Origin of the sequence: Haloarcula marina (genome assembly GCF_024218775.1) — an archaeon.
Taxonomy (GTDB): Archaea; Halobacteriota; Halobacteria; order Halobacteriales; family Haloarculaceae; genus Haloarcula; species Haloarcula marina.
This window is the reverse complement of the sequence record NZ_CP100405.1, coordinates 131,015-152,219: the sequence shown is the minus strand read 5'-3', so window position 1 is coordinate 152,219 and position 21,205 is coordinate 131,015. Positions and strand designations below refer to the sequence as shown.

At 51.6% G+C, this 21,205-nt stretch carries 17 protein-coding genes, 1 pseudogene and 1 CRISPR repeat array; of the genes and pseudogenes, 10 read left to right on the top strand and 8 right to left on the bottom strand.

Features of this window, described 5'->3' with window-relative positions:
• The first annotated feature begins 35 nt into the window (after nt 1-35).
• Both NJQ44_RS18290 and NJQ44_RS18285 read left to right on the top strand, forming a co-directional pair.
• Entirely contained in the window at nt 36-1,364 is a 1,329-nt protein-coding gene (locus NJQ44_RS18290; protein ID WP_254274644.1) for a glycerate kinase type-2 family protein, read from the top strand.
• A gap of 185 nt (nt 1,365-1,549) precedes the next feature.
• A complete protein-coding gene (locus NJQ44_RS18285; RefSeq protein WP_254274643.1) occupies nt 1,550-2,311 on the top strand; it encodes an SDR family NAD(P)-dependent oxidoreductase in 762 nt (253 codons plus the stop codon).
• Nucleotides 2,312-2,327: 16 nt separating this feature from the next.
• On the opposite strand, the gene NJQ44_RS18280 is transcribed toward NJQ44_RS18285, so the two are convergent.
• The gene (locus NJQ44_RS18280; protein WP_254274642.1) at nt 2,328-3,956 is read right to left on the bottom strand and encodes an AMP-binding protein; all 1,629 of its coding nucleotides are present in this window, start codon (nt 3,954-3,956) and stop codon (nt 2,328-2,330) included.
• Nucleotides 3,957-4,111: 155 nt separating this feature from the next.
• Nucleotides 4,112-5,308, bottom strand: coding sequence for a CaiB/BaiF CoA transferase family protein (locus NJQ44_RS18275; protein ID WP_254274641.1), 1,197 nt, complete (start codon nt 5,306-5,308; stop codon nt 4,112-4,114).
• 970 nt (nt 5,309-6,278) lie between these two features.
• On the opposite strand from NJQ44_RS18275, the gene NJQ44_RS18270 reads away from it, so the two are divergent.
• Together NJQ44_RS18270 and NJQ44_RS19580 are read left to right on the top strand one after the other, a co-directional pair.
• Entirely contained in the window at nt 6,279-6,785 is a 507-nt protein-coding gene (locus NJQ44_RS18270) for a MaoC family dehydratase (protein WP_254274640.1), read from the top strand.
• Between the two features lie 338 nt (nt 6,786-7,123).
• Nucleotides 7,124-7,339: pseudogene (locus NJQ44_RS19580) on the top strand (phage integrase N-terminal SAM-like domain-containing protein); the annotation flags it as partial.
• 361 nt (nt 7,340-7,700) lie between these two features.
• A CRISPR array of direct repeats spans nt 7,701-8,122; the repeat unit is 30 nt; unit sequence GTTTCAGACGAACCCATGAGGGATTGAAGC.
• A 169-nt stretch (nt 8,123-8,291) separates the two neighbouring features.
• Here the strand turns inward: NJQ44_RS19580 and NJQ44_RS18265 are convergent.
• Nucleotides 8,292-8,543 carry a hypothetical protein gene (locus tag NJQ44_RS18265; protein ID WP_254274639.1) on the bottom strand — a complete coding sequence of 84 codons (252 nt, stop codon included), beginning with the start codon at nt 8,541-8,543 and terminating at the stop codon, nt 8,292-8,294.
• Nucleotides 8,544-8,969: 426 nt separating this feature from the next.
• On the opposite strand from NJQ44_RS18265, the gene NJQ44_RS19575 reads away from it, so the two are divergent.
• Nucleotides 8,970-9,206 carry a FaeA/PapI family transcriptional regulator gene (locus tag NJQ44_RS19575; protein WP_431357803.1) on the top strand — a complete coding sequence of 79 codons (237 nt, stop codon included), beginning with the start codon at nt 8,970-8,972 and terminating at the stop codon, nt 9,204-9,206.
• Here NJQ44_RS19575 and NJQ44_RS18260 read toward each other — a convergent pair.
• A complete protein-coding gene (locus NJQ44_RS18260) occupies nt 9,170-9,433 on the bottom strand; it encodes a winged helix-turn-helix domain-containing protein (protein ID WP_254274638.1) in 264 nt (87 codons plus the stop codon). The genes NJQ44_RS19575 and NJQ44_RS18260 overlap by 37 nt on opposite strands.
• A gap of 208 nt (nt 9,434-9,641) precedes the next feature.
• Here NJQ44_RS18260 and NJQ44_RS18255 point away from each other — a divergent pair, with 208 nt between their 5' ends.
• The 3 genes from NJQ44_RS18255 to NJQ44_RS18245 all read left to right on the top strand — a co-directional run bounded on the left by NJQ44_RS18255 (nt 9,642) and on the right by NJQ44_RS18245 (nt 11,255).
• A complete protein-coding gene (locus tag NJQ44_RS18255; RefSeq protein WP_254274637.1) occupies nt 9,642-9,956 on the top strand; it encodes a PadR family transcriptional regulator in 315 nt (104 codons plus the stop codon).
• A complete protein-coding gene (locus NJQ44_RS18250; protein ID WP_254274636.1) occupies nt 9,953-10,258 on the top strand; it encodes a hypothetical protein in 306 nt (101 codons plus the stop codon). Before NJQ44_RS18255 ends, NJQ44_RS18250 begins: the two co-directional genes overlap by 4 nt.
• A 118-nt stretch (nt 10,259-10,376) precedes the next feature.
• Entirely contained in the window at nt 10,377-11,255 is an 879-nt protein-coding gene (locus NJQ44_RS18245; RefSeq protein ID WP_254274635.1) for a hypothetical protein, read from the top strand.
• Between the two features lie 460 nt (nt 11,256-11,715).
• Here NJQ44_RS18245 and NJQ44_RS18240 read toward each other — a convergent pair whose 3' ends face one another.
• The 3 genes from NJQ44_RS18240 to NJQ44_RS18230 all read right to left on the bottom strand — a co-directional run bounded on the left by NJQ44_RS18240 (nt 11,716) and on the right by NJQ44_RS18230 (nt 17,160).
• Nucleotides 11,716-13,269, bottom strand: coding sequence for a hypothetical protein (locus NJQ44_RS18240; RefSeq protein WP_254274634.1), 1,554 nt, complete (start codon nt 13,267-13,269; stop codon nt 11,716-11,718).
• Nucleotides 13,270-13,928: 659 nt separating this feature from the next.
• On the bottom strand, nt 13,929-15,140 hold the full coding sequence (locus NJQ44_RS18235; RefSeq protein ID WP_254274633.1) for an AGE family epimerase/isomerase: 1,212 nt from the start codon (nt 15,138-15,140) through the stop codon (nt 13,929-13,931).
• An 82-nt stretch (nt 15,141-15,222) separates the two neighbouring features.
• The gene (locus tag NJQ44_RS18230) at nt 15,223-17,160 is read right to left on the bottom strand and encodes a glycoside hydrolase family protein (RefSeq protein WP_254274632.1); all 1,938 of its coding nucleotides are present in this window, start codon (nt 17,158-17,160) and stop codon (nt 15,223-15,225) included.
• A 469-nt stretch (nt 17,161-17,629) separates the two neighbouring features.
• On the opposite strand from NJQ44_RS18230, the gene NJQ44_RS18225 reads away from it, so the two are divergent.
• On the top strand, nt 17,630-18,733 hold the full coding sequence (locus NJQ44_RS18225; protein WP_254274631.1) for a TrmB family transcriptional regulator: 1,104 nt from the start codon (nt 17,630-17,632) through the stop codon (nt 18,731-18,733).
• A 39-nt stretch (nt 18,734-18,772) separates the two neighbouring features.
• A complete protein-coding gene (locus tag NJQ44_RS18220; protein ID WP_254274630.1) occupies nt 18,773-19,741 on the top strand; it encodes a carbohydrate kinase family protein in 969 nt (322 codons plus the stop codon).
• A 6-nt stretch (nt 19,742-19,747) separates the two neighbouring features.
• Here the strand turns inward: NJQ44_RS18220 and NJQ44_RS18215 are convergent, their stop codons facing one another.
• Nucleotides 19,748-21,133: a sulfatase family protein gene (locus NJQ44_RS18215; protein ID WP_254274629.1), complete on the bottom strand. Its 1,386-nt coding sequence runs from the start codon at nt 21,131-21,133 to the stop codon at nt 19,748-19,750.
• Nucleotides 21,134-21,205: the final 72 nt, after the last annotated feature.

Below are 21,205 nucleotides of genomic sequence, written 5' to 3'. Positions count from 1 at the left end.
AAAGAGCTATTAATAACTCGGCTGTCCTTTAAAATGTGATCAGGGACAGAGACAGTTTAGCGTCCACGGCAGCCCATGAGATAGCTCTCGCTTCTCTTGAGGCAGGAATCGAAGCAGCACACCCAAAGTCTGTTCTTGAACGGACAATTACGCTCAAAGATGGAATTCTTACCATCAATGGAACACAGTACAATCTTGCAGACTACGATGAAGTCGTATTACTTGGGGGCGGGAATGCAGCAGGAGAAGCAGCTACCGTCTTAGAAAAACTTCTTGGTGAAGATCTCACCAGGGGGGTAGTTGTCACCGATGGAGCCGCTGACACTTCGAAAATTCGCGTCATTGAGGGTGACCACCCTATTCCAACTACGAAAAATATAGAGGGAACACGTGAAGTGATAACCTCCGCTGAGAAGAGTAAGGAAAGTACCCTTGTTCTAGCATTCATCGGAGGTGGAGGGAGCGCTCTCCTTTCTGCACCCACAGAGCCTCTCACACTCGAGGAAATCCGTGCGACCACAGCTGAACTCCTCGCCAGTGGTGCATCGATACACGAAATCAACACAGTTAGAAAGCACCTTTCACAGATAAAAGGCGGCAGGCTCGCCAAGATTGCCTCACCCGCCACTGTTGTGGGACTTGTATTTAGCGATGTCGTGGGGGATGATCTCAGCATCATTGCCAGCGGCCCCTTGTCGCCAGATAGAACGACATACGATGATGCAAGAAAAATTGCTTCGCGGTATCGCCTTGATGTCCCGGATCCCGTTCAAAGTCATTTACAACAAGGAGTTCGGGGCAAACTCCCAGAGACGCCAACTTCTGACGATAATGTCTTCGAAAACGTATTTATGCACGTACTCGCGGATGGAATGACGACTTTGCTGGCTGCACGTGCCACTGCAGTTGACCAGGGATTTGATTCGTACATCCTTTCGTCTCGTATTCGCGGTGAAGCACGTGAAGCCGCGAAGACACATGTCGGTATTGCTGAAGAGATCCATAACACGGGAAATCCCTTTTTACCACCAGCCGTGTTGGTTTCTGGCGGAGAAACCACGGTGACGATTACTGGAGATGGAAAAGGCGGTCCGAATCAAGAATTTGCACTTGCAAGTTCACTGGAACTTGACATTGAAGATATCGTTGTTGCAAGCGTGGATACTGATGGTATTGATGGTGCGAGTGATGCCGCAGGCGCAATTGTCGATTCTGAAACCACCGCGAATGCTGAGAATGATGGTCACAACGCACTCCAAAATAATGACGCATACACATTTCTTGAGAAATCTAATTCTCTCATAAAAACGGGGCCGACTGGAACAAACGTTAATGATCTTCGAATAATCGTTATCGACGACTAGTACTCAATGAGGAAGCTGTCTATGCTTGATCTTCAATGTCTTGCTAGCCAATAGTACTCCTGACCCAGCCTTGATTTTCGATTGACACTAATCCACATATTTAATATTGATCTGCTCATTCTCTCTATTGTGAAACTGATAGAGTACGCTGTAGCATGGCTATTATTTAATCAAGTGGAGAACACATGAACGGAAATTCAAGCGGTCCACCCGATCTGCACGGGCAAACGGCTGTTGTGACGGGTGCTGGTGGTGGAATTGGAAATAAAATCTGCCAATCGTTTGCCCGCGAAGGAGCTGACGTGATCGCCACAGATATAGACTCAGATCGACTATCTAACGTCGTAGAGCTTGTAGAAAGCCGTGGGCAGGCATGCGAGTCCGTTGCGTGTGATGTTACTGATCCAGCAGATATTGATTTGCTTCATGAAGCATCACACAACTTTTCGGATAAGATAGATATTTTGGTGATGGCTCACGGTGTCTCGCCGGAACTCCCATTTGAAAAAACAACCTTAGACGATTGGAACCGAATTATTGGCATCAATTTAACCGGTTCTTTTCTCTTGGTTGATAGATTCTTTGACGATTTGGCCGCCAATGGCTACGGGAAGATCGTCGCTATTGGATCGATTGTTGGAGAGACGGGAAAATCCGGTCAAAACACGGCATATGCGGCGTCCAAAGGGGGACTTCACGGATTTATGAAGGATATAGCAGGATACGGGTCTTCCTATGGAGTATATGCCAACGTCATCGCTCCGTCACTGGTTCGTACGCCCATGACAGAGGATCTTAGGGAATTTCCAGAAGACTATACCCCACTTGGCCGGACTGGTGTCCCTGAAGACATTGCCGAGGCGGCACTCTTCTTGGGCTCACCGATGTCAAACTGGATAACGGGAATAATTCTGCAAATTGATGGTGGGCGGTCGCTCATGCCCTAATGAGTTGTGTAGTGATTTAGTTATCGAGGCTCGATAGCTTACTACGATCAAGCTTCCCTGAAGCAGATGTAGGGAACTGATCTGTAAATGTTATTTCACGTGGGTATGCGTATAGAGCTACTTCTTCACGTACAAGTTCTTTGAGTTCGGTTTTTAACTTTGTGGAAGGTTTGACTTTCTCTTTCGGTTTTATGAAAGCCTTGATCAGCTGGCCGCGTAGCTCATCTGGGACACCAATCACTCCTGCTTGTTCTACTGACGGGTGTTCTGCTAAGATTTGTTCAATCTCGAGGGGATTTATGCTATAACCACTGCTTATGATCAAGTCATCTTTGCGCGATCTGAACTCGATGTATCCGTCTTCGTCAATCATCCCGAGATCTCCTGTCAAGTGCCATCCGTTCATATGGGTTTCATCGAGGAGTTCTGGTCGCCCCCAATACTCAGATGCCACCACAGGGTCGTCTTCAAATTTCACTGCGATCTCACCCACCGAGCCAGGAGCAAGAGTATTTCCTTCATCGTTAACAATTGCGACGTCGTGACCGACAACACTTTTTCCGAGTTTGTTAGCCCGATAATCAAACCACATTTGAGAGGTTGCAATAATGGAATGAGCCTCGGTCTGGCCATAGACCTGGTTTAGGTGAACGCCCTCCATCGATTCGCTAACCCACTCGCTGACATCAGATGTTAGAACTTCACTCCCAGAAAGTATAGCTTCAAGAGAGAGACTTGCCGTTTCAAAAGATTGTTCCTTCATCATACGAAGGGCAGTAGGGGGCAGGAATGTCTTAGTGACATCAAACTCAGCCATAATCGCATGGGCTTCCTTAGGGCTGAATTTCTCCAACGTCGCCCCTACGACTGGACAACCGAAGTGCCACGGTGGAAAAATTACATTGCCGAGTGATCCAATCCAAGCCCAATCTGAAGGAGTCCAGAAAACATCATCTTCTGATGGCATTCCGTCAAAATACATATAAAAAGCAGGCACTGAACCAGCCCATATTCCGTGAGTATGAAGGACTCCCTTGGGGTCACCAGTCGTCCCACTCGTGTAGATGATTATTGCAGGTGTCTCGTGATCGGTTTGCTTGATTTCATATCTTGCGCTCTCGGATTCAACGAAGGATTCGAATGTTGGTTCTTCGTTGCTTTCGTTCCCACCGATAGAGATAATATGTTCTAAATTTTTGCACTTGCTACTAATCGCACGAATAGAAGGCACCATTTCACTCTCAGCGATGACTACTCTTGAGCCGCTATCGTTCAGCCTATATCGGATACCCTCCGCTCCAAACATACAAGATAGGGGAACGGAAATTGCTCCCATCTTCCAAGCAGCTAGATGTGTTGCAAGAGTTTCGGATCTTTGTGAACCTGCGATGGCAATTCTATCACCTTGGCCAAGACCAAGCCCCTCAATTGCGAATGCTAAGTCGTCGGATAAGCTGTCAATGTCTCTGAAAGAATACGAAGTCTTCTCTCCGTTGGTTGACTTTTCGTAGAGCGCTTTCTTATCGAGGTTGTCGTGCTTTCGGACCAGATCATTGGCAGCGTTGAAATCAGATGGGAACTGCCATCTGAATTGACTTTGTGCTTCTTCGTACGTATTTCCGTCTACTGGGACGGACCAGACCATTGTTAGGAGATACGATAAGAGTTAGTAAGTAGATTGCGGTAAAGCAACTGGGAGGGTGGATCTATTTTCATAATATTCCACCATGTTTAAAGGACCTGTGTAGAAGCGGCTTTGAGCCGTTGTTTTCAAGACATGAGGTCCATACTGATGCTCCCCTATTCTTTCAGATCGCCTATTGCACCGATATCATTTAGATGGCCTATATCTTCGTCATCATACCCAAGTTCGCTTAAGATCGTTTCCGTATGCTCCCCAACTTGTGGAGGAGGTGAGCGAATTTCTCCAGGTGTTTCAGAGAACTTTGCGGGAATCCCCGTCGTTTTATACGTTCCAACCTCGGGATGCTCAACATCCACAAGCATATCATTGTGCTCTATCTGAGGATCCTCAGAGAGGTCTGAATAATTTTGAACCTTAGCTACCCAGTGATCGTCTTCAAGTAACTGTTCCAGCAAATCCTCGGTCTTATTTTCACGAGTATGTGACTCAATAATCCGAAATATCTCATCACGGCTGTCATAAGCCAGATCACCAGATGCATACTCTGCTAATTCCTCAATCCCAAGCGAATCGCCTAATTCCTCAAGGGGGGCAATCGCGATCGCTATGTGACCATCTTCTGTTTCATAGATTCCATATGGGGCAGATTCAGTCGGGTGTGAGACGTTTTCCTCGCTCCGACTAAATTCCCTTTCGAGATTAAGTGTAGCTGTTATTTCTTGACACTGAGCATCAACCATCGTGTCAAATAGATTAACTTCGACCTTTTGTCCCTCACCAGTCATTTTTTTATGATAGAGCGCAATGACGGTATGGAGGGCGAGATTAGTTGCGGAGAGTTCATCACCGATGTAGGTTCCAGCTGCAGTCGGGGGATCATCTTTCCGGCCAGTTTTCTTGGCAAGCCCTGATAATGCTTGAACAAGAAGGTCTTGACCTGGACGATCAGAATAGGGTCCATCTGCTCCGTAACCAGATGCGGAGACGTAGACAATCTCGGTATTGATCTCCTTCACTTGTTCGAATCCCAGACCGAGACGCTCCATTACACCGGGACGAAAATTCTCCATCAGGACGTCTGCGTTCTTGATTATTCTCTGCGCGACTTCAAGCCCCTCATCATTCTTTAAATTGAGTTCGATACTACGTTTATTGCGATTCATCGCGAGAAAGAAAGGCCCAACTCCCTGATACAGATCGCCTCCTACTGTATGGGATCGGTTGAATTCGCCGCCAGGCTGTTCAATCTTGATGACTTCGGCACCCATGTCCGCGAGTTTTTGAGTTGCCCAGCCACCTTGCATCATCTTCGTGAAGTCAGCAACTGTTACATCCTCCAATGGCAATGCCATAAGTAATGCAGTATTCGCAGGTATAATAAGCCTTAGTCAACCGATCTCGGAAATTTGCAGCTCAGTCCATTATGAGCAATAATCTTCCGGAACTGAGGAACTTAGCCAATAACCGAATATAACTAGAATTCTCACTGTTGGGAGGATACATTATTTAATAGAAATCACCACAACTGGATCTTCTTCACATCTTCTAACCCATTACATGAGTTAATCTGTTTCTCCCATGCAGATTTCTATACCGAGGTAGATCAGTAGTTTAGGTGAGTGTCTCCGGGGGGACTTCATTCTCACCATTGACATCTTATTAAAGTACGAAAATCTATATACGCCAGCGCGCGACGAAGTATACCTGATTGAAGCTTCGATAAGGACTCGGTTCAATAATTTCGACTGGCGACCCGATATGTTTACGCCTTTGATGAAATCGATTGGTGTCGAATTCGGCGATCTCCTTACTATCGTCCCTCATTAACCCAGGATCTATTGTCTCCCAATTGAAGTTTATGTCGGCTTTGTGAGTTCCGTACTGCAATTCAGTTTTTACGGGGCGAGGGAGATAAAGCAACCAATCCTGACTGAGATTTAAGGATGTACATTGCTGATGAGCAGGTGCTCAATAGCGCGTAGAAAATTCAAGGAACGTTCCCTCCGCGTTAGTGCGTTATTTAACTTTGTAACGATGGTTCTGGTTGCGGGCCAGCATTCGACGATTTTGGCTGTACTGATAAGCCCTAATAGCAGCCTGGCAAAAGGATCATTAATCCTCTAATCTGTTAATGTAGGGTCTCCGCTCCAGGGGTGAGCCCACCGAATGCGTTCCTCACCCGTTTGTCAGTGAGAATACGGTTCATGGATCAGTTCGAAAAGATTAGTGTAGAGAAAATTAATCGAAACTATCTCAGAAATAACGGCGGCTGAGGACGTGGTGGACGATTAGGTTTAATATCCGGGACGAAGGCAGGATACTATGGCACGTAAGTCATTCCAAGATTACGATTCACTCAGCGAGTATCTCGCGGAAACAAAGACATACGAGGATTTCGAAGTCGGTCAGCAGTTCCAGACGGCGGGAAGATCGATTACCCACTCTGACATACGCATGTTCAACGGTGCAACAGACGGCTCTCATCCTAACCATGTCAATGCGGAATACGCTGCTGAGCATCCACTTATCGATGGAATCGTTGCTCACGGTGTCCTCATCATGGGTATCGTGGATGGTTTCGTGGTTGACACAATCAGTAGAGACGCCGGATTCGGTGTAAATTATGGATTCAACAAGGTTAGATTTCTTAATCCAGTGTATGTCGGCGATACGATTTCTGGGACTATCGAAATCGTTGACGCTTCAGAACAGGATGACGACTGGGGAATTCTCACGTTACAAATCGAGATTAGTAATCAAGACGATGATCTTGTGCTTATTGCCGAGAATCTCCAGTTGACTGCGAAAGAGTCTGCGACCTTCAGTTAATTAGTACAATGGCCAGGTTCTGACCGGAGGGGGATTAGACAATAAGAATTGCCATCATCTCACTAGTCATCTGGCTATTACTGTTGAATATCTGTTGCGGGCCGGATCCACGATCTCGCCGACGCTTTTGCATGCCCGAGGAAATTGACAATGTGCAGGGTGTTGCTGACAGGCAGGGAATACGAGTACCCTGGAGAATCGCCGTTGAACCAAACTAGACATGGTGAGTCATAATCAGAACCTCGGCGAAGTTGCAGAAGCTTTCGGTCGACAAACTGATCCGCTGTGTCAGTACGAGGCTGACTTTGCAGATATCGACGTTGATCTTTTCCAAGCCTATGTCGAACGGGTTTTTACTCCCGAAGAATCCCTCTGAGTCGACGCTAAAGAACTACCGTCACACGTTCGATCAGTGGAGAGCCTTCATGTCCAACGAGGGTCGACACCCCGCGTGCCCCAACGAGAAGCATATCAAGGGGTTTGCGGCTCACCTCCAAAACGAACGGGAGAACTCGACGAATACGATTGAACAGAAGCGAGACAATCTCGGCCGAGTCTACGAATGGTGGCAGGACTATTACGCATTCCCACACCCTTCGGATTACAACCCGTTCAACATCGCCAAACGAGAGATGAATCTTGCCGACGATACGGATGAGAAGGACTATCCACACCTGACAGAGAGCGACATCTCTGAGATCATCCATGGCTGTACGAATATCCGGGAGCGGCTCTTTTTGATCTGGCTACTCAAGCTCGGGATGAGGGTAGGTGAGTTCCTGAATATTCGTCTCGAAGACATCACGATTGCGCACTCGCAAATCAGAGAGTGTTACCCCGAGTTGGGAACTGCACCTCAGCTATCCGACTATCAGAACTGTATCTACGTCCCTTCGAAGCACGAACGGCAGGGTAGTTTCAGACGAACCCATGAGGGATTGAAGCTGTGATTTGGCCTCGAGGGCACGGACGAGCGCCTCGTTTCAGACGAACCCATGAGGGATTGAAGCGCCCGTGGGTGCTCCACGATCTGGTGGGATCCGTCGTTTCAGACGAACCCATGAGGGATTGAAGCGTCGATTGTGACACTATGGTTAGGTTCTTCTGACATAGTTTCAGACGAACCCATGAGGGATTGAAGCGACGGTCTTATAGTCGCCGTCAGCGTCGACATACCGTTTCAGACGAACCCATGAGGGATTGAAGCAGCGTGTCACGCTCGGCAATCGCGGAGCGGATAGCGTTTCAGACGAACCCATGAGGGATTGAAGCAGTCGTTCGGCTCGAGTGAGTACATGGAAATCTCGGTTTCAGACGAACTCATGAATGATTCAAATTCCCACATATTATATCGGCGCCGGTGAAAAGGGAGTCGATTACACAGTTCGCTGAAAAGGCAACCAATTCATACGCAATATTTTCTCCGCAGAAAGTATGTGTTTCTCGCTCAGCTAGTTAACCAACTGTCTGCAGTCCCCGCCCGTATGTTGGTTAAATATCTCTGGACTACGCCGTCGCAGTCACATGCTGGAACCCTGCCTGCGACGGCGTCGGCCGCAAGGTCAACCCGGCAAGCGCCAGCTCACGCAAAACCGCTGGCGGCACACCGTCTGGTCCCCGTAACACGGCATCGAGGGTCCACGCGTCGTACTGACTCGCATTCGGCGCGACGATGTCGACGGCAATGGCAGGTGCACAGTCTCGAATAGCCCGTGCAGCACGTCGAACCTGTTTGCGCTGCTCGACGGTACAGCTCACGTCGGAACACCCCGGATAGAGTCCTGGACGAGCGCATGGTCGATGTTTGCTTGATTGCGGTAGCCACGGCCCTCGTGCGCGTATTCACACCACTGGCTAAGCGTCGAAACTACAGTCCCGACAAGTTCAATTCTCGCCGGTTCAGCAACTTCAACGATGGTTGGGAATTCTTGCCGCTTCCGGTAGCGGATTTGATCGACGGTCCCGGAAAACGAGTGCTGGGATAGTTCTTCGTGGGCGATGCGTTCTTGTGGGTAGACTCGTGTAGTTACCATTGGTTCTCCCAGGAACCATGCGTCTCGGTGTTCTGGCACCGGGACGATTTCGTAAGAAACCGACCAGCTACGCATGCGTTCCTGCTCATACTGTTGTCCCGGACAACCAAAAATCTATTGCTCCATAGCAACATAGTTAGCAATACAGAATATGTCCACCCGTGGCCCTGATCCCAAGGTAACTGACGAAGAGATTATTGAGACCGTCCGATCAGCTGACCCCCCATTCGTGACTACAGGAGATATTGCAGAAGCAGTTTGTCTTTCGACGGAGAGAGCAAGACAGCGCCTCAATAAATTGAACGAACAAGGGACAATTGACCGAATGAAGGTCGGGAGTAGCGCTGTTGTCTACTGGTTACCCGAATCAGTTACTGGATCAAGATAGGCCCGACCCTCGTTTGTTATCCACCAAACCCTAGCACGTCCAATTTTTCGGGTATCTACAAGTCCGTCTTCTGTCATCCGGCGTAGCCGCTGATCCACTGCTTGCCGACTTACACCAGTTCGCTCAGCAATGTCACTAGTGCCAAGTACCGGTGAATACGCTAAAGCCAATGCCTCGAGGATAGATTTCCTGTCAGCAGTTGGATCCGGGCCCGGCTTATCTGTCACTTTGACACCGTTTCACTCGCCTCCGGTATTAGTCGTACTAACTACAACTATTGCTACGGGGCAAGAACTAATACCCCGCACTCCGAAGCAAGGGATAGGCACCGCCCAGAACAACGGCGGCGCACCAACCGATGACCGACCAGAGCTCCCACCCACACCGAGAAGCATCGCTCGCCAACGCACGCTCACCAACCACCAGCAAGCACCTATGACCACCTACTACGACCTCACGGGCTTCCAGCGCGATCTGCTGGAGGCCAGCGCGGCCGTCGACGACGAACCATACGGCCTCGCTCTCAAAGACTACCTCGACGACCGCTACGCCGACCCGATCAACCACAGCCGTCTGTACCAGAACCTGAACCAACTGGCGGAAGAGGGCCTGCTTACACCCGACCCGATCGACGAGCGAACGAACGCCTATCGGCTGACCGACCAGGGTCGAAGCGTCCTGTATCGCCACGCCCAGGATATGGTAACGGTCTGTCCGGCCGAGGCACTGCAGTCGCGGAGGCGCCGATGACCGCAACTCTCCCAGAGGTGGGTGAAGTCGTCGTTCTCCACACCGACGAGTCAGAACCGTGGCTCCTCGTCTGTGTGACCGACGAAACGGCTGAGACTGTCACCGGGACACGCCTCGCAGACCTCGCCGAGGAAACGGTCCTCAGACTCGCAGCATCCATCGGTGACCGACGACGCCGACGACGACTCACGGCGGCCGTCCGTCGTGCAGACGTCCCCACGCTCACTCTCTCTGTAGAGGAGTTCCGCTACCGTGGCGGTCCCGGGATTCAGGGCTGTCGGCCACCGACAGCAGTGAACTGATCACGGCGGCCACGAGCCGCTCACGCTGCTGCCGAGAGCGGCAGCGCTGTTCAACGTCAGTAGCCCGTACCGTGGTCGGGATGCCCGGTTCGATTCCGGGGCGGGCACTGTGGTCACAATGCCACGAACCACGACAGCCGATAACGGCACCGACGCCGACGACCGCGACGCCGAACTCGCCGAGCAACTCGGCATGGACATCGGACAAGATGAGCCAGACGTAGAGACGATCATCCCCCTGCTTGAGCAACTCGAGGGCGAGGTGTCACCTCTTCTTTCGAGTGTGCTCGAGGGGCTTGTGGCGACTATCGACCGGCTGCAAGACCGCGTCGATGAACTCGAAGTCCAACAGGAGGCGACCCACGACGTCGCAACGACGGCCGTCGGGGAGGCGGCGACCAACCATGCACGCCTCGAAGAGCTCGAAGACGACCACGAGGAGACACGCGACATTGCCCGGAGTGCGACCGCAAAAGTCGAGCAGGCAACGGCTGACCCCGACCACCAGGAAGACGCCGAATCGTTGCCAGCGGGGGTCGAACCCAGCAGTTCACCGCTGGACTTCTTCGCGAACTGTCGCGAGACCAAGATCAAGGAGCTGTTCGTCGAGCAATCGAACCGCCAGAACACGTATCGAGCGATCAGAATCGCGAAGCGCTGGAAAGAGTTCGCGACTGAACGGACCGACGGCTCTGGCGTGTTCTTTACCCGTGAGGACCTCACCATGGCCCTGACAGCGGAACTCGGGAAGGAGCCCCACCGACAGACGGTCAAACGTGTCTGGGAGAAGCTCCGAAAACTCGGTGGGAGTGACCTCGTGGAGAAGACACGGCAGGTCAGCCGAAGCCAAGAGCCGACGGACATCTTGGCACTACAGCGAGAGACTGCCGAACGACTCCTCGAGAAACGCTATCTCGGCTTAGACCTGCTGGACGGGACTGGCGGGAAAGCCACCACCGGCGGTGTCACGCCCGTTGTGACGGGGGCTGGGGACTGAGGCCGTGACGAACACCAGCTGAGGACGGAATCGATGCAGAACTGACGCTGTTGGACGCAGTGGCACATGCCCTGCCGCTGCCGGCATTGCTGTCTGCTAGCTACAGCAAGCGGGAGCGCTCCGGTCGTTACAGCAACGTTGCATGTGTTCGTAACGCACGCAACCCGCTGGCAGCAGATCCCGTCGTCACAACGGGCGTGATCACGCTATCTGCTCACCACCAATTAACTCGGAGACATCCGGATGTTTCCGCCCATCCACACCACCCTTACGCCGGAACACTGGCTCTCGCGTAGAGACACAGTCCTCGTTGTCGTCACCCTATCCAACGGCCAAAGACATTGCCGCCGGCAGCCCTCTTCCAGTCAGAGACGATACTGTCGGTGAAGAGAGCGTGACGAAATTCTCGACCAGAGAGGGGGACTGTCGCTGTGCTCGATCCAATCCCGACTCGTTTCCCTCACTCCGAGTCAGTATGGAGCCGGCCTTTCAGATACGAGAAACACGCGATCCCGGTCGTGACGGCGCCGGCCGCGAACCCGATTCCGAGTCCCTCAACGAACCCAAACGGATCGCTCTCAGAACCGTCATCGCGGACTTGGTTGGTATCCATCGACCCACCTGAGTCACTTTCATCACTCGTACTACCCTCCCATGACGAGAGATCGCTCCCAAAACTGCTCACATCCTCACCTTGGACACTCCGGCGATGGAACTCAATGATATCATCCCTCGCTGGATGGGGACTGTGGCCTGCGTCGGCATAGATTTTGAACTGAGCATCCACACCTGCCGTCTCGTACGCCTGCTGGGAGAATGGGAAGCGCTCTTCGATCATATCGTCACCATAGACCGCCAAGGCAGTCTCGCGCATCTCTTGGCTCGTCCAGGCATCGTCATAGGGGATTGTATCGTTACTGTCTTCAGCCCCCATGTACAGGAATTGATTCACTTCGTCAAGTGCATCCAGATTGACGGACTTCCCGATAATCGTGTCCAGATCGGCAACACCGATATGATAGTTTAGGGTGTGGCCGTTGATTTCTGAGAGGGGAAGAAGAGTCATCCCATTTAACCCTCCAGCCGTGACAGAGAGGATCTGCTCTGGGTGCAGCACGGTGAACCGATCGACGAAATTCCCCGATGCAGAGAAGCCGTTTAGCATAATCCGATTCTCCACCGAGCTATCGACGCTATCAAAGCGTGTCGTCGCGTCCTCAACCATGCGAAGAAGTTGGAGATCAATTCGTTCGAGCGGCCCATCTTCGATCAGGAGCGTATCTCGGTCGAGTTGGTGGGTGTAGTGGAGGGCATCAACTGGCTCAGACATCGGTCGGGGGAACACGGGAACCAATAGCGGAACGCCGAGATCATCACTGATATAGTGGGGAAGCCCCTGTTGTTCGATGAATTCCTTGGCGCTTTCGCGGTGTTCCTCGAAATCGTCCGTCGGTTCCCCAGTATTGTTCGGTTCGACAAGAATGGGAACCTCACCCTCTCTAATTGTATCTGGAGTGTAGAGGTAGTATGGATAGTTGAAACCTGCACTGGAATCGGCCTCGACGAAGGTAACACTGGAGTTTTCCTGGTTTTCGGAAATGACGACCTCTGCCTGATCCCGAACCACAGAATCTGATTCCGTGCTTATCAGCCCCACTTCGATTATTTGGGTTTCCGTAATAGGGAGTTCTAACTCTACAGTGAGATTTGATTCATTCGTCCCAGCCGGAAGGGCCCTCCTGCCATAGTGTTCCTGTTGCTCTCCGGTCTCACCCGACTTGATTTCGAGTTCGGCATCCTCATCGGTCGAGACAGAGGAAATAACGACTGTCTGCCCATCTGATTCCTGTTCCTCGAATACGATGGAGAGGTTGTCATTCTGTTGTCCGGTAACAGGAGAGCGTATCGCCATGAGACTGATGGCCCCTACAATGCTACTTGCAGAAGCACCCAGTATCGACCGACGGCTGTAGCCTGAACTCTGATTTCTGCTATTTTGCCTTTGGTGGTCCATGAATGAAAAAGCTGAACGGCTATGTTGAAACCCCATTCTTCAGACATATTATCGCCTAAAACGTCTGATTGCTGAAGAGTGCGAACTTATCGGATTTTCACCGACCGCAAACGCTATACGGCATAGAAGTTATTACTCTGACATGTATGGGACTGTTCGGGATTCGCTTGAAGACTGGTATAATCCGAGTATTCAGTCTGTGGTGATTGTCTTGATGGGGTCGAGTTTCAGCCTCTTTCTGTTCCTCAACAGTCCCGATTTTACGAACCCATACTACGTTTTCGGAGTCGGAGTGATGGGCTTCGCAATCGTCTTTGCGGCGCTTATGCTCATTTCTGTGCTACTGAAGCGTCGATAGACTACTACCCTGTATTGACCGCAATCGGAGCTGAACATATCACTTTCTGAGGATTTCAACAGAGCCGTAATAGATACAGTATCTTAGCAACTATCGTCTCGATATCTCTACTTATAGTGGTTGGAAAATCATTTATTATTTTCTCTATCTTTATAACGATATAGTTTACTATCCGCAAATATAGTGCTATTGAATATCCTTGGTCAGATAGGCAGAGTTCTAGACGACTTTAACTCTTGAATCGACATATATGTTATCATATGCTGGGATTATCAGCGAGCTTAGTCTCAAACTGAATCAATCAGTAGATATCGTCTTCTGAATTCGAGCGGTTGGTTCCGAATGCTTGGAGTCCTTCCAGGCACGCGCCAATGGGATGGTAGCCGACACCGACTTCGGGTCCGTCTGAGGGAGGATACGGTTCATTTTCTCGCGTTAATTTCAAGCGCCAGTTCCGCCGATTTGTAATCAAGTTTTCTTCCGCATATTCCCAGAAGTCGATGTATCGTTCTCGGTATCGGCCTTGCCCGGTACGCTCATAAAGGGCGGCAGCGGCCCCAATTCCTTCTGCTACTGGCCACCGGTACTTGTCTGTGGCAAGTGGAGTATCTGATTGGTCAAGTGTGTAGTAGAAGCCGCCATATGTTGTGTCCCACCCGGACTCAACGGCGTACTGGAACAGCTCTTTGGCACGAGAGAGGAACCACGCTGAATTTGCCATTCGGTCGAGTTCAGCCAGTAATTTCGCCCATTCGAGGTGATGGCCGGGCTGATAGCCATACGGCCGAAACGTATCAGTCGTCTTGTCACGGTTGTACTCGAAATCATGCTCCCATTTGCATGTATAATGCTCCCAGAGGCGTCCATCTGTCTCTTCTGCCAAGCGGACAGTGATTGACTCCGCGATTTTGGACGCTCGGTTGAGATAACGTCCCTCACCAGTTTCTTGGTAGGCAGCTAGCATCGCTTCGCACATGTGCATATTCGCATTCTGTCCCCGGTACTCCGATGCCGATGACCAATCCGGTGCGAATTCGGACGCACAGAGTCGGTGTCCAGGTTCCCAGAACCGATCATCGATAATGTCGTATACCTCACGTAAGTAGTCTTCAGCGTTTTCGACACCGATTCCGGTTGCTCGTGCGAACGTAAGTAGGACGAATGCATGACCGTAGCAACTACGTGCTTTATTGATAATGTTGGTTCCATCTAATAGCCAGTCGTATCCTTCCAGAGCTGCATCGTAGTGTTCGTCGTGGAGAAACGCTACACCACGTTCTGCCTGCTGGTAGCACCAATCCCGGCTACCCAACCTCGCGCCGTGAGCGAAGTTCAATGTGAGTCGACATGTTGAAACGAGGTGTTTCGACGTTTCGTCGTATATCTCACCGGTCGTTTCATCTAACTGCGCGATAAAGCCGCCGTGTGTGGTATCGACGCAGGCCGGATAGTAAAAATTTAGTAGTTCACCTATCTCTTCTTGAAGCCAATCTGGATCTGCATATTGTTTCATCTTTGTGTGTTACAATCCCATACCAGCAAGGAGAAAGTTTCGGTCTCCGGACAATGGCAGGTGGTTCGTTCGGTGAAGCTTCCTAATTTTTGTCGAGACGCTGCACGGACACGTCGACTTTCTCAGTCGTATCAACCCGCGTGGTGAGCCTAACTGTTCCCGCTTCGTCGGCGTTCGATTCTGCTGCCCGGTCGCCGTTTACTGACAATTCGTAGCTTGCCTCTCGGACACGATCTGTAATGACTAGAGTGATCTCACCAGTCTCAGTCAGTAGCAAGTTACCAGATAACAGCGTCTCCGGCTCTGACGATTGTTGAAGCGTAATAATGGCCTCAGTATCGGTTTCCAGTTTTACCTTGCTGAGTGGCGTCGCTGGGTGTGGAAACGAGTGATACGCCTTCGTCCCGGAAGGAGAGACTGTTGTCGTTATACCGTCGTAGAAGCCACGGAACCGACCAGCCAAGACGATGCGTCCGTCTCCCGCCATCTGCCAACCCGGTCGGTTGTTATCGTAGTTGTGCCGAGCTTGATAATACATCAGCACGCGATCATCGTGAGCGAGATGGCCATGCGCGTCCGTTGGAAACCGTCCATAATCGATGCCGCCAGCGGGACGGTCGTCAAGTCCGAGTGCTGGGTCCCGCCATGTCGTCGAAAATTCGTCAAAGTGGATACCATCGGTTGAGGACGCTATCGAGACACGGCTTGGAGAGTCATTGGTCAGTTCCTCCTGTGCAAACCGGTCCCCTTCGTCAAGACCCTCTTCGGCAAACGCGTACAGCCAAAATTGCTCGGTCTCCTCCACGTAATACGCACCGGGATGGCGGTGTGATGCTAATTCCATGGTATTCTGACGCTCCCAGTCCAAACCGTCGGCAGAGGTATACACCGAGAACGAGTGAGTGGTCGGTGCGATAGCGTACATATAGTACGTGCCCTCCTTGTAGAGAACGATGGGGTCCTTACAGTATCCCTCCACAACGACACCGTGGTTCTCCCAGTGAATACCATCTTCACTCGTCGCGTAGACAACGTGCCAGGTCTCGCCATCGTCTACGGCGTACCACGCGCGATAAGTGCCATCGATTGAGAGTACAGTTATCCCCTCGTTACTGACGAACTCGTCTGATTTCGTGAGCACCGGTGTATTGGTGACTCGCTCCCAGTTCAGCCCGTCCGAACTTGCAGCGAGTCCGTAGCCTGCCCCTCGTCCGTTGTTATTTCTGATTCGATACCAGAGAAGTGAGCGCTCTCTCTCGTCTATTATCGAGTGAGCGCCGACCCAATTCCCTTGATCTTGGTCGAGATCGGGCTGTCTGGGGAGAGTTACGAATCTCGGTGAGCGGACCCACTGGTTGCTTGGAACACGGTAAGTATCGGTGTCTACCGAGACACAATCGAAGACCGCTTCCGTATCAGCACCAGGAGGGAAGTCGACGTACAGTCCGAGCGCTGTCGGTGCTATCGTGGTGTCAGTGTTGAAGAGGGCGAGGAGTTCTCCGGTTTCGTCCCGGCGCAGCTTCCCGACGGCTTCGCCCTCAGTAAGTGCGAGCTCGAATTCATAGACTTCATCATCGACTAGTTCCGCTTGGAGGGTCTTTGTCGAATCTGCGTCCAGCCCCTCAGTGTATAATTCGACGGAATCGCGTGTCCCTGTAATCACGAGGCTCTCTTCGCCAGTTTCGAACACGCCCAGTCCAACCGTTACTTCCTCGGGAAGTGAGGAGAGGCGGAATTTCGCTGAGGCGACGAATGGTGACTGTAGAGAGAAAGCGTTACTGACTAACAGCCATCGGTGATGGCCGTCACCAGCTGAACAATGAAGCGAGTAGTCGCCATCAATAGGCTTGTTCTCGGTGACGGTCATCGATGGACGAATCCACTCGGTGTCAGTTCCAAGGTAGACTGGTGAAAAGTTTCGAAAATCACCCGTTTCGAACCCATCATGGTTAGCTGGCTGAATGCCAAAACGGTCGTCGAGCGAGTTCTCCGAAGCATCTAGCAGTTGTTCATTACTCATATGTTGAGGTTTGATTAGCGATTGGTATTTAGCGGTCTCTTCGTGCGCATGAGACTACGAGCGATCAAATTCACACCTCACCGTAGCAGGGGGTTGAGAGTGTGGTAGTCTCTTCACATCGATTCACAGACGAAAATAATTCTGTCAGTATATAATACTGGCGCATCAAGGATTTTATTGCCACCATTTTAGACAGTTCTTGCTTCCAGGTCTTTACTGCCGATGGTTTTTTGTCATAGCCGTGGTTACAATCAGATGCGGTCGAGATCCATCTAAACTATAACATATGTACGCATATTAGATTAGAGTGCACCGATGGTTTTTTGTCATAGCCGTGGTTACAATCCGTCGCGGTCGAGACACTTCTAAACTATCACAAACGTACGGTTGTTACTGGTACAATTTCGAGGGAGGAGTTACTAGAGTTTAGCCCGCCACGCTTACTTTCATCGAGAGTGTGTAATTGGGTATGGTACACGATCAAAAATCGCTCCGGAACGTTCTCATCGATAATTTCGGTCTCTCTACCTACGAAGCGGATGTTTATCTCTCTCTTATTCGCAACGGGAAACAGACGATGTCGGAGATCGCAGAGACGAGTGACGTACCCAGACAGAGAGTATACGATATTACGAACACGCTCCGAGACGAGAATCTCATCGAAATCATCGACGAATCCCCCAAGCAAGCATACGCGGTTGACCCGGCTGAGACGCTCGGACAGACTCAATCACAGATCGATTCTGCGGTCGGAGAACTCGAAGAGATACACGAACGCGATGCCTCGATTGAGACCGGCATCGCCATGTTTCGCAACGATGCCACCATTGAGAAGTACATCCGCCAGGTGATTAGCTCAGCTGACGTGACCGTTTCTGTCGTCCTGCCTTTCGAACTCGTCACGAAGTACAAATCTGAACTCAGAAATATTGGGGACGAAATCAATTCGAAACTCATTGTCTCCAACGTCCCAGAGGACTTGCTAGTCGGTGATTCGACTGCGCTCCAGTCGTTTCAAGACATCGCTCGCGAGGTTCGTATGGTAAAAACGGAGGAACCGATCGTAGTCTGTGCCGACCGTTCGAGGGCCTTCTTCTGGGTCGATTACGTCGGTAACCCGAGCACCGACTCACAAGGATTCTACATAACAACGAAACAACTCGCGCTCTTCCTTGACCGATTCATTGACGAGTTACTGTGGGAGAATGCGATGCCAGTTTATTCGCGGGAACTACCTTCGCTTCCGCTTTCTTTCATGCGAATTCGTGATAGCATTGCGGCGATAGAAGATATCGTGGCCGAAGAATCGATGGAAGTTGTATTCATCGTGGTGGACGGCGTAGACACGGAGAGACGAGAACAGGTGTCCTTCGCGGGCCAACTGCTCGATTATTACCACTCGGAGGACGACGATCGGGCCTATCTGGTATTGGATCCTGTTGAGGACGACTCGAAGGTCAATGCTGGCGTCGTCACCGTCGGCGGCTGGAATTCAACTGACGAGGACTACGAGGCCACCGAGATTACTATTGTCGCCGCGACGGAAGACGACGACATTGACCAGATCGACTGAATCTAAACAATTACATTAGAGGGTGTACTCCACAAGAGCATGAAGGGTAATATCATGGTGGTCGGCGAAGCGGGCGTGGACTTCCTCCCAGACGAGGCCGGACCGACGAAACACGTCGAGAACTTCGCTCGCCGAGCCGGTGGATCCGCGGTTAACTCGGTGATTGGTCTCCATCATCTCGGAGAAACTCCGTTCTTACGCACGCGAATTGGGACGGACCCGTTCGGAGCATTCCTCCGTGAGACGCTCGACGAACACGGTATCCCGACCGACTTCGTCGAAGCGGATGCCGAGGCGATGACATCACTGGCGTTCGTCGAGCGTCAAAAATCCGACGCACTCGATTTCACGTTCTATCGTCACGAGACGGCTGATACACGTCTCGAACCAGATCTGGTCCCCGTCGATGTCCTCGAATCTCTTCAGTGGCTCCATGTTACCGGGGTCCTGCTAGCAACCGAACCGAGCCGGACAGCTATCCTCTCACTAATGGATCGAGCACAGCAAGCTGGCTGTCAGGTGTCGTTCAATCCAAACACGCGCCCGCAGCTCTGGAATCGAACGGAAGAGCTCGCGCAGGATATCGGCGACGCACTGAAACTGACTGACGTGGTGATTGCGACGCCAGCCGATTTCGAACCAATCGGATTCGAGACGAGCACACCGGAGACCCTCGCTGACGAACTCGTCCAATACGGACCCGATTCAGTCTTCCTCTCTTTGGATTCCATATCAGCGTATGGGACGATTATCGATGGCCCCCTTACAGGAGACGCGCATCACGACGGGTATGATGTCGATCCAGTGTATCCCATCGGTGCGGTTGACGCTTTCACCGCGGGCGTCATCGCGTCGCTTCTGCACGATGCGAAATCGGTTCGTGATATACTCGCAGCGGCAAACGCGGTCGCAACCATTTCGACGATGTCTCCTGGTGCGATAACTGCGTTCTCGCTCAGACGGAGTGCGGAGAGTCTCTACTCGAATCCGCCATGGGAGTCTGAATAACCGTTCTCATACTCCCTCGAAATCGTCACCGAAGGCGATTGTTCCTGCCGGTCCGTCTCGTGCTACTGCTTTGAGCGTGTCGCCGGTCGTCCCGGCGTGTGTCTCCGCCCACTCAGACATCCGCTCCTTCAACTCCGAAACGACGGTCCGGTGTGACTGCGATACGTCTTGTTGCTCCCATGGGTCATTGTCCATATTGTAGAGTTGCACTTTTGGGACAACGGTCTCCCACATACCGCTGTGGAACGTCCAGATGAGTTTCCATTGGTCCGTTCTTATCGCTCGTTGCGCCGTGTAGAGACCGTGGTCGACGACAATTTCGGAGCGCCAGTCGATCTTCGGATTCTCGATAGCGGGGAGAAGCGATCGCCCCTGCCAGTTCTCTGGTGGATCGAGATCCGCAAAGTCGGCGAGTGTCGGCGGCATATCAACGTTCGTTGCAAGTTGGGTTCGAGGCCCTGTAGAAAACGAGGTTGACGCTGGCGGCTTAACGATCAGCGGAACACGTTGAGTCCCGTCGTGAGTACTCCAGTGTTCTCGATACACACCGTGTTCGCCGAACTCTTCGCCGTGGTCGGCCGTCACGACGATGAACGTCTCGTCGTAGAGGCCCGCCTGCTTGAGCGTCTCTACCACTTGGCCGACTTGCTTGTCTGCGTAGCGAATCTCCGCGTCATAGTGGGCGAGCAGTTCTTCAAGGTCGTCCCTGTCTGCGATATTCATGTGCGATGCGGACCGCCACGCATCCCACTCCTGGTGCTCGGCAATCTGTTCAGCCGTCGGGTACTCCTGGAAGTTACCGTTACGGAACTCCTCAATTTGTGCTTCGGAGCGGTTATACGGCCCATGTGGATCCCACATCTGGATATAGAGGAAGAACTCGTCGTCGCCCACTCTGTCCAGTACTTCGTTTGCTGTCTCTGCAACGACTTCTCCGCGGGGTGTCTGAAAGGATTCGTTCGGGCCATCCGGTTCTTTCGGGTGGTGGAACTCATCCCAGACGTGATAAAACCAGTGTGCGGGATGACGGGGGAACGACGATACGGCCGTAGTGGTCACTCCGTTCTTGAAAAAGAGTTCCGGCAGAGTCCACCATGGATGAGCGTCAGTGTGGTCTCCCCACGTGCCTGCCCACTCTATTTCCCGTGCGGGCGTTCGGAGGGACTGCGACTGCGTTCCGTGGGTTTCGACGCCGTTGTGGATACCGTAGCGTCCCGAGATGAGGCCCGCACGAGACGGCATACAAGGTGAATTGGCGACGTATGCCTGCTGGAAGGTTACACCGTCGGCCGCCACCGCGTCAATATTTGGAGTCGTTTCTTTCGAATACCCGTACGCACCAACATGATCCGCACGTAGCGAATCAATGTCGATGTACACTACTCGTGTCATCGATATACCAGACAACCATCTCATATATAAAAATACCCCAAACCACGTCTCTCCTCTCGCTTCCACGTATCG

Excerpts from the sequence above, each read along its gene's own strand:
- NJQ44_RS18250 (WP_254274636.1), top strand. The coding sequence starts at position 9,953 with ATGACCGCAACTCTCCCAGAGGTGGGTGAAGTCGTCGTTCTCCACACC.
- NJQ44_RS18235 (WP_254274633.1), bottom strand. The coding sequence starts at position 15,140 with ATGAAACAATATGCAGATCCAGATTGGCTTCAAGAAGAGATAGGTGAA.
- NJQ44_RS19575 (WP_431357803.1), top strand. The coding sequence starts at position 8,970 with ATGTCCACCCGTGGCCCTGATCCCAAGGTAACTGACGAAGAGATTATT.
- NJQ44_RS18230 (WP_254274632.1), bottom strand. The coding sequence starts at position 17,160 with ATGAGTAATGAACAACTGCTAGATGCTTCGGAGAACTCGCTCGACGAC.
- NJQ44_RS18245 (WP_254274635.1), top strand. The coding sequence starts at position 10,377 with ATGCCACGAACCACGACAGCCGATAACGGCACCGACGCCGACGACCGC.
- NJQ44_RS18215 (WP_254274629.1), bottom strand. The coding sequence starts at position 21,133 with ATGACACGAGTAGTGTACATCGACATTGATTCGCTACGTGCGGATCAT.
- NJQ44_RS18275 (WP_254274641.1), bottom strand. The coding sequence starts at position 5,308 with ATGGCATTGCCATTGGAGGATGTAACAGTTGCTGACTTCACGAAGATG.
- NJQ44_RS18285 (WP_254274643.1), top strand. The coding sequence starts at position 1,550 with ATGAACGGAAATTCAAGCGGTCCACCCGATCTGCACGGGCAAACGGCT.
- NJQ44_RS18270 (WP_254274640.1), top strand. The coding sequence starts at position 6,279 with ATGGCACGTAAGTCATTCCAAGATTACGATTCACTCAGCGAGTATCTC.
- NJQ44_RS18220 (WP_254274630.1), top strand. The coding sequence starts at position 18,773 with ATGAAGGGTAATATCATGGTGGTCGGCGAAGCGGGCGTGGACTTCCTC.
- NJQ44_RS18255 (WP_254274637.1), top strand. The coding sequence starts at position 9,642 with ATGACCACCTACTACGACCTCACGGGCTTCCAGCGCGATCTGCTGGAG.
- NJQ44_RS18240 (WP_254274634.1), bottom strand. The coding sequence starts at position 13,269 with ATGGACCACCAAAGGCAAAATAGCAGAAATCAGAGTTCAGGCTACAGC.
- NJQ44_RS18280 (WP_254274642.1), bottom strand. The coding sequence starts at position 3,956 with ATGGTCTGGTCCGTCCCAGTAGACGGAAATACGTACGAAGAAGCACAA.
- NJQ44_RS18225 (WP_254274631.1), top strand. The coding sequence starts at position 17,630 with ATGGTACACGATCAAAAATCGCTCCGGAACGTTCTCATCGATAATTTC.